The 14826-nt window shown below is 40.7% G+C and carries 12 protein-coding genes; 8 read left to right on the top strand and 4 right to left on the bottom strand.

Annotation, left to right across the window (positions count from 1 at the left end):
- Positions 1-45: 45 nt before the first annotated feature.
- Positions 46-549: an AraC family transcriptional regulator gene (locus tag BGP78_RS23035; RefSeq protein WP_310732139.1), complete on the top strand. Its 504-nt coding sequence runs from the start codon at positions 46-48 to the stop codon at positions 547-549.
- A 37-nt stretch (positions 550-586) separates the two neighbouring features.
- On the opposite strand, the gene ybaK is transcribed toward BGP78_RS23035, so the two are convergent.
- From ybaK to dnaK, 3 genes are all read right to left on the bottom strand, one after another.
- The gene (gene ybaK, locus BGP78_RS19225; protein ID WP_119862905.1) at positions 587-1045 is read right to left on the bottom strand and encodes a Cys-tRNA(Pro) deacylase; all 459 of its coding nucleotides are present in this window, start codon (positions 1043-1045) and stop codon (positions 587-589) included.
- 376 nt (positions 1046-1421) lie between these two features.
- Positions 1422-2552 carry a molecular chaperone DnaJ gene (gene dnaJ / locus BGP78_RS19215; RefSeq protein WP_119862903.1) on the bottom strand — a complete coding sequence of 377 codons (1131 nt, stop codon included), beginning with the start codon at positions 2550-2552 and terminating at the stop codon, positions 1422-1424.
- A 141-nt stretch (positions 2553-2693) separates the two neighbouring features.
- The gene (gene dnaK, locus BGP78_RS19210) at positions 2694-4625 is read right to left on the bottom strand and encodes a molecular chaperone DnaK (protein WP_119862902.1); all 1932 of its coding nucleotides are present in this window, start codon (positions 4623-4625) and stop codon (positions 2694-2696) included.
- Positions 4626-4852: 227 nt separating this feature from the next.
- Between dnaK and BGP78_RS19205 the strand changes: the two genes are divergently transcribed.
- From BGP78_RS19205 to BGP78_RS19190, 4 genes are all read left to right on the top strand, one after another.
- Positions 4853-5656 carry an acyl-CoA thioesterase II gene (locus tag BGP78_RS19205; protein WP_119862901.1) on the top strand — a complete coding sequence of 268 codons (804 nt, stop codon included), beginning with the start codon at positions 4853-4855 and terminating at the stop codon, positions 5654-5656.
- A gap of 94 nt (positions 5657-5750) precedes the next feature.
- Positions 5751-6974, top strand: a complete 1224-nt coding sequence (locus BGP78_RS19200; protein ID WP_259386381.1) for a paraquat-inducible protein A — start codon at positions 5751-5753, stop codon at positions 6972-6974.
- On the top strand, positions 6967-8622 hold the full coding sequence (gene pqiB / locus BGP78_RS19195; RefSeq protein ID WP_119862900.1) for an intermembrane transport protein PqiB: 1656 nt from the start codon (positions 6967-6969) through the stop codon (positions 8620-8622). The genes BGP78_RS19200 and pqiB overlap by 8 nt, the downstream gene beginning before the upstream one ends.
- Positions 8622-9218, top strand: coding sequence for a membrane integrity-associated transporter subunit PqiC (locus BGP78_RS19190; RefSeq protein ID WP_119862899.1), 597 nt, complete (start codon positions 8622-8624; stop codon positions 9216-9218). Before pqiB ends, BGP78_RS19190 begins: the two co-directional genes overlap by 1 nt.
- Positions 9219-9451: 233 nt before the next feature.
- On the opposite strand, the gene BGP78_RS19185 is transcribed toward BGP78_RS19190, so the two are convergent.
- Complete coding sequence (locus BGP78_RS19185) at positions 9452-12331, bottom strand: insulinase family protein (protein ID WP_119862898.1); 2880 nt, start codon at positions 12329-12331, stop codon at positions 9452-9454.
- Positions 12332-12437: 106 nt separating this feature from the next.
- On the opposite strand from BGP78_RS19185, the gene BGP78_RS19180 reads away from it, so the two are divergent.
- The 3 genes from BGP78_RS19180 to ushA all read left to right on the top strand — a co-directional run bounded on the left by BGP78_RS19180 (position 12438) and on the right by ushA (position 14821).
- Positions 12438-12863, top strand: a complete 426-nt coding sequence (locus tag BGP78_RS19180; RefSeq protein ID WP_119862897.1) for an MAPEG family protein — start codon at positions 12438-12440, stop codon at positions 12861-12863.
- Between the two features lie 104 nt (positions 12864-12967).
- A complete protein-coding gene (locus BGP78_RS19175) occupies positions 12968-13153 on the top strand; it encodes a hypothetical protein (protein ID WP_119862896.1) in 186 nt (61 codons plus the stop codon).
- A gap of 69 nt (positions 13154-13222) precedes the next feature.
- Positions 13223-14821: a bifunctional UDP-sugar hydrolase/5'-nucleotidase UshA gene (ushA, locus tag BGP78_RS19170; protein ID WP_119862895.1), complete on the top strand. Its 1599-nt coding sequence runs from the start codon at positions 13223-13225 to the stop codon at positions 14819-14821.
- The last annotated feature ends 5 nt before the right edge of the window (positions 14822-14826 follow it).

Below are 14826 nucleotides of genomic sequence, written 5' to 3'. Positions count from 1 at the left end.
CATACTGCGCTAAAAGTATTCGATATCGACCCGCGGCAAGTAAATTTGCCAGAGCGGATATTTTTTGAGAACCAACCATTAGAAGCGCTGTTTCGTCATCAAATTAACGACTCTGATTGGCATGATAAACATAACACTCTGGCTATTGAACAATTTACTGACACCATTATTGTCAGTGTATTACAGAGTTTAAATTTAAAAAATACGCGAAGAGCTATCACAGGGGGGTTGTCCCCCAAAAAAGCCAAGCAAGTAACAGATTTTATTCATGCAAACTTTAATCGACAAATCGTATTATTTGAATTAGCGCACTTAGTTGAACTCAGCGAGTATCATTTTTGCCGTATGTTTAAACTCAGCTTTGCCCAAACTCCTCAGCAGTATTTGATGTCAATTAGAATTGAATATGCAAAGCAAGCATTAAAGACTTCAACCTACTCGCTCGCGCATATCGCACTCATGTGCGGTTTTGCTAATCAAAGTCATTTTGGCAGAAACTTTAAGCAACGCGTTGGTGTAACGCCCAGCAGTTATAGACGTCAACTTTAGTACTTAGCACTTAGCACTTAGCACTTAGCACTTAGCACTAAAAAGTAGCAAAGTTAGCACCACACATTCGTACGATATCTCGGGGAGATACTTTAACTTCAAGGCCTCTGCGCCCCGCACTAACATAAACATGCGAGTGGTGCTTTGCACTGTGGTGTAAAAGTGTTTTTAGTCGTTTCTTCTGCGCAAATGGGCTGATCCCACCAATCACATATCCAGTACTACTTTGCGCTAGCTGCGCATCAGCAAGTTCAGCTCTTTTACCCTTACAAGCCTTTGCATATGCTTTTAAGTCGACTTTATTGGTCGAAGGGAGGATCGCTATATGCAACACACCATCAACATTAATTACTATCGTTTTAAATACTGTCTCAGGCTTTAAACAGAGTTGCTCAGCCGCTTCATTGGCAAAGTTTACCGAGGTTTCAATATGCTTAAATTGCAACACCTCAAAGAGTATCTGGTGTTTTTCCAATAACTTTATGGCCGGTGTCATAACATATCCTTAGTGCAATATACGTCTTAATATGCACGACTAGATTAATTTAGACATTAGACTAAAGTCTATAAATACAACTTTTTTAAAGGTTGGACAACATGCTCAATCGTAACGTTAGAGTTTTATTCTTCATCATTATTGCTTTCTCTATGATTAATTTTATGGTGACCGAGTATTCTTTATGGACAACAAGTTTAGCTTGCAGCAGTAAATGTGAGGTATTAGGGTGTAAATCTGGAAAACTAATATTTGGTGAGCAACGTCGATTGATTGGCTGCAAATGCGATAGCAAACAAGACTATCTTGTATTATTAAACTGAACATGTAAAAAACGGTGCACTAGGCACCGCTTTAATTCATGACTTAACCAAATTTATTTAGTTAAGTCATCAAAGAATTTTTTCACACCGTCAAAAAAGCCTTGTGCTTTCGGGCGGTTTTTGTTGCCCTCAGAACCCATGCTATCTTCTAGCTGTTTTAAAAGCTCGCGTTGGTGTTCATTCAGGTTAACCGGTGTTTCAATAACGACTTTGCAGATCAAATCACCAACCGCACCACTGCGTACAGACTTAACACCTTTCGCACGCATACGGAACATCTTACCAGTTTGACTCTCTGAAGGGATCTTCAAATTAGCTCGACCGTCTAATGTTGGCACTTCAATCTCGCCACCCACTGCTGCCGTTGTAAAGCTAATTGGTACCTCACAGTAAAGGTTGTTACCGTCACGTACAAATATCGGGTGCTCTCTTACAGAAACTTGTACATACAAATCACCCGCAGGTGCACCATGCATGCCAGCTTCACCTTCACCTGATAAGCGTATACGGTCACCGGTATCGACACCCGCTGGAATTTTAACAGACAGGGTTTTCGTTTTTTCTACGCGACCTTGACCATGACACTTATTACATGGATCTGAAATTGTTTGACCAGTTCCATTACACGTTGGACAAGTTTGCTGCACAGCAAAAAAGCCCTGACGCATTTGCACCTGGCCGGCACCGTGACATGTTGAACATGTTTTAGGTTTAGAGCCCGGCTTTGCACCACTGCCGTCACATGGTTTACAACCAACCCATGTTGGGACTTTAATTTCAACTTCTTTACCACGCACCGCTTCTTCTAAAGAAAGGTCCATGTTGTAACGTAAATCGGCACCACGCTGCTGGCGAGACTGACGACGGCCACCGCCACCACCAAAAATATCACCAAATACATCACCGAAAATATCGCCGAAATCACCTTGACCACCACCATGGCCGCCACCGCCATTTTGATCAAATGCAGCATGACCGTATTGGTCATACATTTGACGCTTTTGGCTATCAGTCAGTACTTCGTAAGCTTCTTTTACTTCTTTGAATTTAGCTTCGAGTGCAGTGTCACCTGCTGTACGGTCTGGGTGATATTTCATTGCTAAGCGTTTATATGCTTTTTTTATGTCACGTTCACTGGCGTCTTTACTCACACCCAGTACGTCGTAATAATCACTTTTTGACATAGTTATCACACTACTCTAATTGGTTGGCAATCAACGTATCTGCCAAGCTGGTAATCTGTAATTAAACACACATTACCAAAATTTACATACACTAAGGGCGCGACAAGCGAAATTCGCCAGCGCGCCCTTACAAGTCAACAATTACTTGTTGTCTTTAACTTCTTCAAACTCAGCATCAACAACATCGTCGTCTTGCTTAGAAGAGCCAGCACCCGGCTGTTGCTCACCTGCTTCAGGACCAGCTTGTTGAGCTTGTGCCTTAGCTTGTGCAATTTCCATTAGCTTCTGTGATTTTTCTGCAAGCGCTTGTACTTTAGCATCGATATCTTCTTTGCTATCACCTTTGATTGCAGTTTCAAGTTCAGTTAAAGCCGCTTCGATTGCTTCTTTATCTGCTGCTGGAAGTTCCTCACCGGCTTCTTCAACTTGCTTACGCGTGCCGTGTAGCATCGCATCAGCTTGGTTGCGTGAAGCAACTAGCTCTTCGAACTTTTTATCTTCTTCAGCATTTGCTTCTGCATCACGTACCATTTTTTCAATTTCTTCATCATTTAGACCAGAAGAAGCTTGGATTGTGATCTTTTGCTCTTTACCTGTATCTTTATCTTTAGCAGATACATGTAAGATACCATCAGCATCTACATCGAAAGTAACTTCGATTTGCGGTGCACCACGTTGTGCAGGACGAATACCTTCAAGGTTGAACTGACCAAGAGACTTGTTGTCGCTTGAACGTTTACGCTCACCTTGTAATACGTGGATAGTTACCGCTGACTGATTGTCTTCAGCCGTTGAGAATGTTTGCGATTTCTTAGTAGGAATCGTTGTGTTCTTCTCAATTAGTGCAGTCATAACCTGACCCATCGTCTCGATACCTAGAGACAATGGTGAAACGTCTAGCAATAGTACGTCTTTAACATCACCCGCTAGTACACCACCTTGAACCGCAGCACCAACTGCTACTGCTTCATCAGGGTTTACATCTTTACGCGGCTCTTTACCGAAAAACTCTGTCACTGTAGTTTGTACTAGTGGCATACGTGTTTGACCACCAACAAGGATGATGTCATTTACATCACTTACTGTTAGGTCAGCATCAGCTAGTGCACGCTTAAGTGGCTCGATAGACTGAGTTACTAAGTCTTCAACTAAAGACTCAAGCTTGGCACGAGTAAGCTTCACATTCATGTGCTTAGGACCCGTTGCATCAGCTGTTACATAAGGAAGGTTAACTTCTGTATGTTGTGCTGAAGACAATTCGATCTTCGCTTTCTCAGCCGCTTCTTTAACTCGTTGCATCGCTAGAGGATCAGTTTTAAGGTCGATACCTTGATCTTTCTTAAACTCATCTACTAGGTAGTTAATTACGCGGTTATCGAAATCTTCACCACCAAGGTGCGTGTCACCATTCGTCGCTAGTACTTCGAACGTGTGCTCGCCGTCTACTTCATCAATCTCAATGATTGAAATATCGAATGTACCACCACCTAAGTCGTATACAGCAATAACGTTATCGCCTTGCTTTTTGTCCATACCGTAGGCAAGAGCAGCAGCTGTTGGCTCGTTGATAATACGCTTAACTTCTAGACCAGCAATACGGCCCGCATCTTTTGTCGCTTGACGCTGTGAATCGTTGAAGTATGCAGGTACAGTGATTACTGCTTCTGTTACTTCTTCACCAAGAAAATCTTCAGCTGTTTTCTTCATTTTCTTAAGTACTTCAGCTGAAATCTGTGGTGCAGCACGTTTTTCGCCACGTACTTCTACCCATGCATCACCGTTGTCTGCTTTCGCAATCTTAAATGGCATGATGTCGATGTCACGTTGTACTTCTTCATCTTCAAAGCGACGACCAATCAAACGTTTGATTGCAAATAATGTATTTTGTGGGTTTGTAACCGCTTGGCGCTTAGCAGGTTGACCTACAAGCGTTTCACCTTCTGCAGTAAATGCAATAATAGAAGGGGTTGTACGATCGCCCTCTGCGTTTTCGATAACGCGTGCTTTTTCACCATCAAGTACTGCTACACAAGAGTTAGTAGTACCTAAATCGATTCCAATAATTTTACCCATGAATCTTCTCCGACTTCAAAATTCGTTGTTCTGTTTAGATGACTTGTAAATAGGGGCGGTAAAATCTAATTCAACCGTAAAAACAAAAAAAAATGCACTTTTTTTGAAATTTTTTCTATAAACGCCTTTTTTAGACAAAAAAACATCAATAATAGCGGTTTATTAAACAGGTATGACCAGATATGCTACCCATCATTACAAAAAAACGAATTATATAGGATCCAACAATGACCTTCGATGAAATAATTACTGATCCGCTATTAAAAGCGAGCTCTTGTGAATTAACATTCCCACAAAATTGGTGTCAAGGCCGAACGGCTTTTGGCGGGCTTTCAGCAGCAATTATGCTGCAAAACATGAAACACCAGCTAGCAGATGATCGTCGGTTATTGTCGATGAGTACCAATTTTGTCGGGCCTCTGTTCGCCGAACAACCGTTTACTTTAGAGACGCAAATACTCCGTAGTGGCAAAAACGCAACTCAAATGTTGTGCACAATTAAACAAGACGCAAAGGTTTGCCTGATTGCGCAAGCCTGCTTTGCAAAAGAACGTGCGTCAAAGGTCAATGTGCCTGTAACTCATCAACATAATTTGCGCCCTGCTAGCAGTGCACACGTGCTGCCCTATCAAGAGCATGTCATGCCAGCATTCTTTCAACATGTTGACCTAAATTTGCAAACCGGTGACATGCCATTTAGTGGTTCGAACAACTCAAACCTAGGTGGCTGGATGCGCTTTAAAAAAGCCCCATCTGATAACCTAAACGAATTACACCTGCTTGCATTAGCGGATGCTTGGCCCCCAACTTTATTACAAATGGCCAACGCGCCATCTCCTGCTAGCAGCATGTCGTGGTATATTGAGTTTGTGCAAGACGTTAATCTCGATAACGATGCATGGTTTGGCTTAGACGCACAAACACACCATGCAGCAAATGGCTATGGTCTAGAAGATGCAAAAATCTATGCACCAGATGGCACTCTATTAGCAATTAGCAGGCAAACAGTCGCCATCTTTGATATGCAGTAACCATTCTCTTTGGCTGATTGGCATAACAAAAACAATCATCAAAACAAATTGCACTCATACACACGATGTATCACACTAGCGATATGGTGTGAGTGTGATTGGCTTTATCGTGATAATAGCGTGCAAACAATGTGATAGATTAGTTCAAGTTGGTCAGTTAGGTACTCAGCAAAAAGCAACCTGTCCAAATTGTGGCGCGCATTTAATTACATGCCGACAACATTTATCACAATGGAATATGGCATTTGCAATCACCTCTTTATTATTTTTATTTACCAGTCTCTATCCTAGTTTCATTTCTTTTAGTCAACATGGACTAACCCAGCAAATTAGCCTTTGGCAAGCCTGTATATTACTCAGTGAAAAATACAATGCCGTACTCGCAGGTCTTTTTTTGTTCACCATCTTATTAATGCCTGTGTATGTATGCCTATTAACGTTAATTTCTCATAGTAAACTTTGGCCAAAACTCAGATTAAGTGTTGCACGAAAACTGACAAAGAGCTTTAGCTATATTACCCCTCTTAATTTGGCGGATATATTTTTGGTCGCTGTGCTCGTAAGCGCATTTAAATTAATGTCACTGGCTGATCTGACTCTGGGATATGGCTTTTGGGCTTACGTCTTGTTTGTTATTTGCTTTATTGAGCTTCTGACATTGATAGATGAAAGTGAGCTTTGGGAGCGACAACAGTGCCAATTTGAACCTGTTGAACATTTATGCGGTCAAACCGCAATGTTAAACAAACTCCGTCGTTGTCATATTTGTAATCAATTATCTCACGAAGATACTTGCCCACGGTGCGAAGCAAAAACCTATTTTAGAAAACCTCACTCTATGGAACGGGCAACTATTTGGATGCTTACAGCACTGATACTGTTAATACCAGCAAATCTCCTTCCTATCATGGACACGATAAATTTAGGTCACCATACGCCAGCGACGATTTTTTCTGGGATTGTGATTATGTGGGAGTCCGGTTCATACCCGATTGCGAGCTTGATTTTTCTTGCCAGTATCTGCATTCCGATAGTTAAAGCCATATTACTTTTTTACTTAATCGCACAAACAAGCAAGTGCCATTCTCCTAAAAAGGCCAGTCAGTTATACAGACTGCTAGAGATAATTGGCAAATGGTCCATGATCGACGTATTTGTTGTCATTGTACTCGTGTCATTAGTTCAGTTAGGAAATGTCTTGACTGTGGAACCAATGCTTGGAATAGTCTTCTTTACTACCATGGTGTTATGCCAAATGATCGCCGTACACAGTTTTGACCCTCGAATCCTATGGGATAAATACCACGCATATGAATGAACACGCCAATATTGCCACTAAACCAAAATTTTCAGCGATCTGGCTAGTGCCTGTTATTGCGCTCATTATTACTGCTTGGATGCTTTACCAACACCAAATAAACAAAGGCCACACGATTTTTGTGAAAATGCAAAATGCCGAGGGCATTGTCGCAGGAAAAACCGAAATAAAAGTGCGCAATGTAAAAGTAGGCCTTGTCGATTCATTGAGGTTACAACTTGAACAAAACGCCGTTATCGCCCGAGTTCAGATTGATACACATTATGACGATTTATTAACCGAAGACGCTAAGCTCTGGATAGTAAAACCCCGAATTGATGAATCAGGGATCTCTGGTATGAATACATTATTATCGGGTGTTTATTTAGAATTAGAGCCAGGTCAAAGTGAAACGCGTTCTACCTTATTTACATTACAAGACGAACCCGCCCTAATTAGCCCCGATGTAATGGGTAAGCGCTTTAGTCTTACTGCAAATCAGGCTGAAGTACTCGATGTTGGGTCTGGTATCTACTTCAGAAATTATAAAATTGGACAAATTGAATCAGCTAAGTTCAATATTGATGAGCTGACGATGGAGTATGGCATTTTCATATTTGCACCTTATGATAAATTGATCACCACCAATGCAATTTTTTGGGTCAGTGCAGGGGTAAATATTAGCCTATCGACCGAAGGAATAGACGTTTCTACTGGCAGTTTATCAAAGCTGATAAAAGGCGGCATTTCCGTTGATTACCCCCCCAACAGTCACGCAGCGGATCAAGCTCAGGCACTTAACCAATATAAACTCCACGAGAGCTTCTCTGCCGCTTTAGAAAAACGGTTTGATAATGCTGACTTCTTTTTGGTAGAGTTTGAGCAATCTATAAGAGGGCTCAGGATCGGTGCACCCGTTGAATATAGGGGAATGCGTATTGGAACAGTTGAACAAGCCCCTGCTCAAATTGAGCGCGATGGCCAGCCGCTTTATTTTCAGCAAAACACCACGTCAGTTCCTGTTTTAATAAAAATAGAATATGGTCGAATTTATGAACAAAGCGAGTTAGCTAAAACATATTGGCAGACTAATATAGAAAAATGGATTAGTAATGGGCTTCGAGCATCATTAAAAAGTGGTAACATACTTACAGGTGCGGTATATATAGAACTAGATTTTTACACTAAAGCGCCAGCAGCTCAACTTGTGCAATCTTCTGTTTATCCCGTATTGCCGAGTGTATCGAGTGGATTTACCGCTTTATCTGAACAAGTCACAGACTTACTTAATAAATTAAACGATTTACCCCTGTCAAAAACAATGACAACATTTGACGGAACATTACAGGAATATAGGTTACTTGCAATGGAAATGAATAAACTGATCAGCGAATTTAACCAAAAAGATATTGCTGGTGATACAAAAAGCAGTCTTGGTAGTATTAACTCAACTCTAAGCCAATTAACTTCTAGCTTAAAGCAGTTTGAGAAAACTTTAACCAATTATCAGCAAGGCTCTGGCATGGTTGAACAATTGACAGACACATTAGAAGAATTAGAAAGCCTCTCTAATACACTAAAACCAATATCAAAAGGCTTAACAGAGCAACCGAGTATGCTTATTTTTGACAAGCAAAGCCCTGAAGATCCAGAGCCAAGGAAAAAATAATGAAAGGCTTGATCCCCGCGTTCTTCAGTGTACTTTTTGTTGTAGGATGCACAGGTAGTTCAAACAATGGCATCGAGTACTATCAGTTTAGTACCAGCGCCAAAGTGAGTAATAGCTTAGCACCCGATAATACTGTATTACTTAAACCAATAAAGATCATTGGCTTATCGGACCAACAGGCAATTGCCCAAATACGTACTAACCATAGTGTATCAATTGCGAACTTTAATTACTGGTCAGAACACCCAAAACATATGTTGTACAAATCCGCACAGCATATTTTGGCCCGAGCGCTCAATAACTGGCAAGTGATTGACGCACGAGTTGGTGCCTTGCAGTCTCCCTATTTTGAAGTCGAAATTCATGTGAGTGACTTTGCAGGACATGAAGAGCATGGTGGGGTAATTTCGGGGAATTGGTATATTTTTTACTATCACAATGATCAAAAGAGATTATTAAAAACACAATACTTTGTGGCTTCTCAGCCATTACAAGCCGATGGGTACCCTGCGCTTGTCAATGCCCTCGAAAACAGTTGGACCCAAGTCAATATGGAGCTAAAAGCAGAACTAGAAAAAGTACGCGCTGCGCTGTAATAAGCTTTTAGCTTTCCTTTCCTACATTTAATAGTGCTTCTCGCGAAGTATCTAAACTCGTTCTCCTGTTACGTGAAGCGGTTATGCTTGGCGTGCCATGAGGTGATGATTGAGTGACTTAAAGAAACCTGATTCTCTAACAAGACATCAAATACCTGTATGCCACTCAGCGAGTCATAAATTAAAAATCAGAGCAGCAAGTAATAAATACTCGCTGCCCATACAGTTAAAAGTTATTGCATCTCAACTTGCTCATACAAGTCACTAAGCGATTTCACTACGGTTTGATTAGGCAGTGTTGCAAAAGGCTGATCAGCAAACTTTTCTCCACGCATTTGAACATTAATTCTCGCAGCGTCTGGGTTTAACATTGTTTGCTTGTAATATGCCTTGATGTCTTCTAAAGACACTTGCTCAACGGCTTTGATCAACTTGTCCTTTGAATCATAGTCGTAGCGCTCTCTGTACCAGTCGGTGATTAACGGGCTAAACTCTTCAGCTAGATTCTTTGGTTCCTCTTTTAATGAAACCAATAGGGCCGTTTTTAAACCAGTAAACGTTTTTTCACTCAGCTGAGTCAAAATCTGTCCATATTCGATTTTAAATGCCTCAAAGCGCTGCTGCATTTTCTCAACACCATTCACTGGAGTCTGAATATACAAACCCATTGCCGAATAATCATCGATACTTTGTGCTGTTGCGCCCACAGCATAGGCAAGCTGCTCCTCTGTACGAAGTACTTCGAATGCGTGTTGTCTAAAATGCGATTGCAAGACTAACCCTTGTGCCTTTTGTGCATAACCAGGTACTGGGTGAACATGCATATCAACAATTGCGACATCAGCAACCGTTATGTCCTCTTGCCAAACAAGTGTTTGCCCTTGCTTAGGCAACACATATTGTGAACGAGTGTAGTTCGTTACTTTTTTCGGTTCAGGTAACGCGTGGTTAATCTCAGTCGAAATTGCTTCAACCTCTTCTTGGCTATAGTTCCCATAACTAAATACCCGAATATTATTTTCAGTTAATGTTTTTCTTTGCAACTGGATAAAATCCATAACGGTTATTTCATCTAGTGCTTTTAGCTTTTCTGAAAGGTCAAAGCCCCCAGAGCGACTCATGTCAGAGTATTGGCCAAAAGCCTGACGAAATGGGAACTGCTTTTGCGCATTCATTAAGCCTCGGCGGTACCTATCAACTGCCTGAGCAAACATGGTTTTATTTAATGAGATTTCAATATTTTTAAGCGCATGGCTTATCAAAACAGGTTGTTTATCCGTAAATCCTGACACAGATAAGATCAAGCCATTGCCGGGCGCCAAACTCACTGACATACCTGCCACACTTGCCTCGGTGATCAACCGACTTTGTTGTAATGAAAACAGGTCAGCCCACAGTTGCATCGCAATGGCATGCTTTACATTACTTAGCGGTTCAGCAGTATTAATGAAAATATCCATAGAGCCTTTTGGCTGATGTGCGAAACGCTCGCTAGCTGCATGCCATACAGTCACTCTTTCATCTTTATAAACCTCAGACACGCCATTACGTGCTTGTTCGGAGGTCGTTTTAATATCAAAGTTTTGTGGTAATAAACGATTTACTGTTGGTAATTCCAAGTTTAGCTCTGACGGCTGATACCATTGAGCAATGTCGTCATCAGTTATTGCTGAGATCTTATATCTACCATCATAAAAATGTAGATCAGTGTCAGACGGTTCTTGCTGGCTAATATACCAAACCCTCAGTCGCTCAGGAGTTAGCTGTTTAAGCACATTATTTACTGCAGTTGCATCAAACTTGGCATAGTAAAACGCAGAATTCAGCACATGATTTAATGGAACTTTTTGCATGCTGTCAGCAACGCTACTGACATAGCTAAATTCATCTCCTTTTTCAAGAAATTGAAACTCATTACTTAATGACGTACTGATCTCATCGAAGTATTTGTCGTTTACTCCCTCTTTTTTTATTAACTCAATATATTGCATAACAGCTGATATAATGTCGCGACGATGAGCCATACCAGAATCAGTTAAATTGATATCAACCGTTAGTGAGCCATAATTGCCATACATACTAGGACTGGCGTAAGCCGTTAAACTCGATATCCATCCTTTGTCTTTCAATACTTGTGCTGGCCCGCCTGCCATTTCATTACTTAGTAAATAAGTCACAAAGTAATTAGGTTTGACGGCAAAATCACCGCTGTTGTTGTCAATCGTAAAATCAATTTTTAACTGCTTCACATCTTCATTGGGAACATAATGGATGAGCTTCTTGCCGACTTTGCTAAACTCGATAGATTTCGAAACTTCAGGCTTATCAATGTGCTTATTCTTTATGGTAGAAAAATACGTTTTCGCCTTCTTGGCCATATCAGCAGTCGACTCATTTGAGATCATCGCCACCTTCATGATATTTGATGAATAATAACGCTCGTAAAAAGCCACGGTTTCTTCATGTAAACTACTGTTTTTTTTGTCACCTAGAGTCTCTAAGTTACCAATTAGGAAGCGGTTTGCTGGATGATCCCCATACATGCTTCTTGCGAGTTTAAACTGACCAAAAAAGTCCATTTCACGACGCATAGACCACTCTGCGTTTACGGCGTTTTTTTCTTTGTCTGTGTATTCAGGGTATAGCTTAGGCGCTTTGAAAAAATCAGAGAATCGATCCAACCCTTCATCATAGGCATCGTTATTGACCTTGAACATATAGTTGGTTATGTCAAGCCAAGTGTAAGCATTATGTGTACCGCCATTGTTGGTCATGAAGTTCGTATACCCTTTAGAGTCAGGGTAACGTTCAGTGCCAAGAAATAACATATGTTCTAAATAGTGTGCCATCCCCTGTTGTGTCATCGGATCATGGAGTAATCCAACACCAACACTCAGCGCAGCTGCGGACTTTTCAACTTTAGGATCTGAGATCAATAATACGTCGATGCCATTTTCAAGGCGCATTGTTTGGTATTGTCTATCATCGTTGGGACTCACGACCAAAGACTCAGCAACCAATGCCGAAGATGGACTATTAAATTGTTGAGAAGTTGTACCGCAGCCAGTCATAACCAAAAGTGATAGCGCACTTACTGTAAATAATCGTCTCATATTTTATCCATAAATAGGTTCTTATACCCCATATTCTTTATTTACTTGCCAATTTGCAATCACAAATGTACTTTGATTGTAACTGTGTGTAAAAAGGCGATTTAATATGCATCACCCTGCGTTATTTTTGGTCATACTGGCTATGTTTTTACAAGTGCTACTCACTATTGTTGTGATGTTCATTATGGGACGTCGCCGATTTGCAGCACACAAAACTAAAGCAATACCGAGTCATGCGTTTAAAACCATGGATTTAGACAACGCACCTGAAAGTGTTGTTGTTGCCGGTAGGAATTTTAGCAACCAATTTGAAATACCTAACTTGTTTTTCGTAGCCTGTTTACTCGCTATTTCCCTTAATAACACATCGTTGTTCTTTGCTGTCGCCAGTGTATTATTCGTAGTTTCTAGAATAGTACATAGCTATATACACCTAAACGGTAATTTTATTGTTGCCCGCTTCCGTGTGTTTATGGTCGGTTGTGCATTACTAATTATTCAATGGATCACATTAATGGTCACACTTCTATAACATAAAGTTATAAAAAAGCATCATTTAGTGACATATTGTTCTTTTTCTATTCGCTATATTTGATAGGATAAGCGCGACAATAAAAACTAAAGGGGCTTAATAGGATGAATAACGATAAGGAAATATGCGATTTTGGTTTGCATCATGGTGAACCATATACCGCGCTACCCGCTACATTTTTAAACTGGATGGTAGAAACCAATCATAACAAATCACATTTTGCTAAAAATGAGCTAGAACGGCGTATTATTGCAGTAGAAAATACGTTTGGGGAATCAAAAAATCTCTGATCAGACGTTTCTTCTTAGAGCTTTTAGTTTAAACTAGCGCATAACTATTTTATTCCACTAAATTATATTATGCGCATAACTTTGTTAGCTAGTTGTTTGCTTCTATCAGCATGCAACATATTGCCAACCATCTCTGAAAAGGCCTCAGAACAAGAAGCTCAATACCTTACCATATTACATACAAACGATAATCACGGTCGTTTTTGGCACAACGAAAATGGTGAATATGGCATGGCTGCGCGCAAAACCTTAATAGATAAATTAAGGCGTGACGCGGCAACAAATGGCCATACCGTATTATTACTATCTGGCGGAGACATTAACACAGGGATCCCTGAGTCAGACCTTCAAAAAGCAGAACCCGACTTTAAAGGCATGAGCCTAATTGGGTATGATGCTATGGCTATCGGCAATCATGAATTTGATAATCCATTAAGTGTACTCGATAAACAAATTAAATGGTCTAACTTCCCGCTGCTGTCGGCCAATATTGTCCACAAAAAAGATGGTTCTCACGCATATCAACCTTACACCGTTCTTAACCGAAATGGGCTAAATATTGGGATTGTTGGGCTAACGACGACTGATACCGCAAAAATTGCTAATCCGTTATATATTGGCCATTTAGATTTTGTTGAACCCGCTTCAATAACAGAAAAAGTGACCAAAGAAATCCGCGCCAAGCACAACATTGATGTCATGATAGCCGTTACTCATATGGGCCACTATCACGATGCGGCCTATGGCATTAATGCACCTGGAGACGTCACATTAGCACGTTCATTAAAACCAGGTACACTTGATATGATCATTGGAGGCCACTCGCAAGAACCTATTTGTGTTACGCAAACTGGTGAGGCTGATAATGAATTTACTGCGGGAAAAGCATGTAAACCTGATCAACAAAATGGTACCTGGATCATGCAAGCTCACGAATGGGGTAAGTATGTTGGTAAAGCACAGTTCAAAATAGCAGACGGTGAAAAAACGCTGCTTAGCTATGAGCTGATCCCCGTCAACCTCAAAAATTCAGAAGGCTACTATATTCAGCAGCAAATAGAGCCAGACCCTATACTCTATGCATTTCTAAAGCCATATCAAAACATAGGTGAACAACAATTAGCTGATAGCGTAGGATCGGTTGATACATTTTTAGATGGAAGACGTGATACCGTCAGGTTTAAACAAAGTAATTTAGCAAACCTTATCATCAAAGCACAAATGGCAGCCGTGGGCGCCGACTTTGGGTTAATAAGTGGTGGAGGCATTAGGCACAGTATAAAAGCGGGTGACATTACCTATAAAGATGTACTTAAGGTACACCCTTTTAAAAACCGCATCACCAAGGTGACTTTTACTGGGGCTGAATTATATGAATACCTAAATATCGTTACTCGATTCCCAGCTGATTCAGGCGCCTATTTGCAATATCATGGCATAAGTTTTGAGCTAAGCAAAGGTACACTCAGTAATGTAAAAGTGAACGGTAAGCAGCTTAAGCAAAATCACACTTATACCATGAGTATAAACAGCTACAATGCAGCCGGTGGTGATGGGTACCCTTTATTAAGTAAAAAAGATGGTTTTGAGTCGAGTAGTACAACTGACGCACAAGCACTAAAAGACTACTTAGAAAAGAACTCGCCAATAATCGCTGAGTTACTCTAAAATAC

This window comes from Pseudoalteromonas sp. MSK9-3 (genome assembly GCF_003590335.1).
GTDB lineage: Bacteria > Pseudomonadota > Gammaproteobacteria > Enterobacterales > Alteromonadaceae > Pseudoalteromonas.
This window is presented reverse-complemented; position numbering and strand designations above follow the sequence as displayed.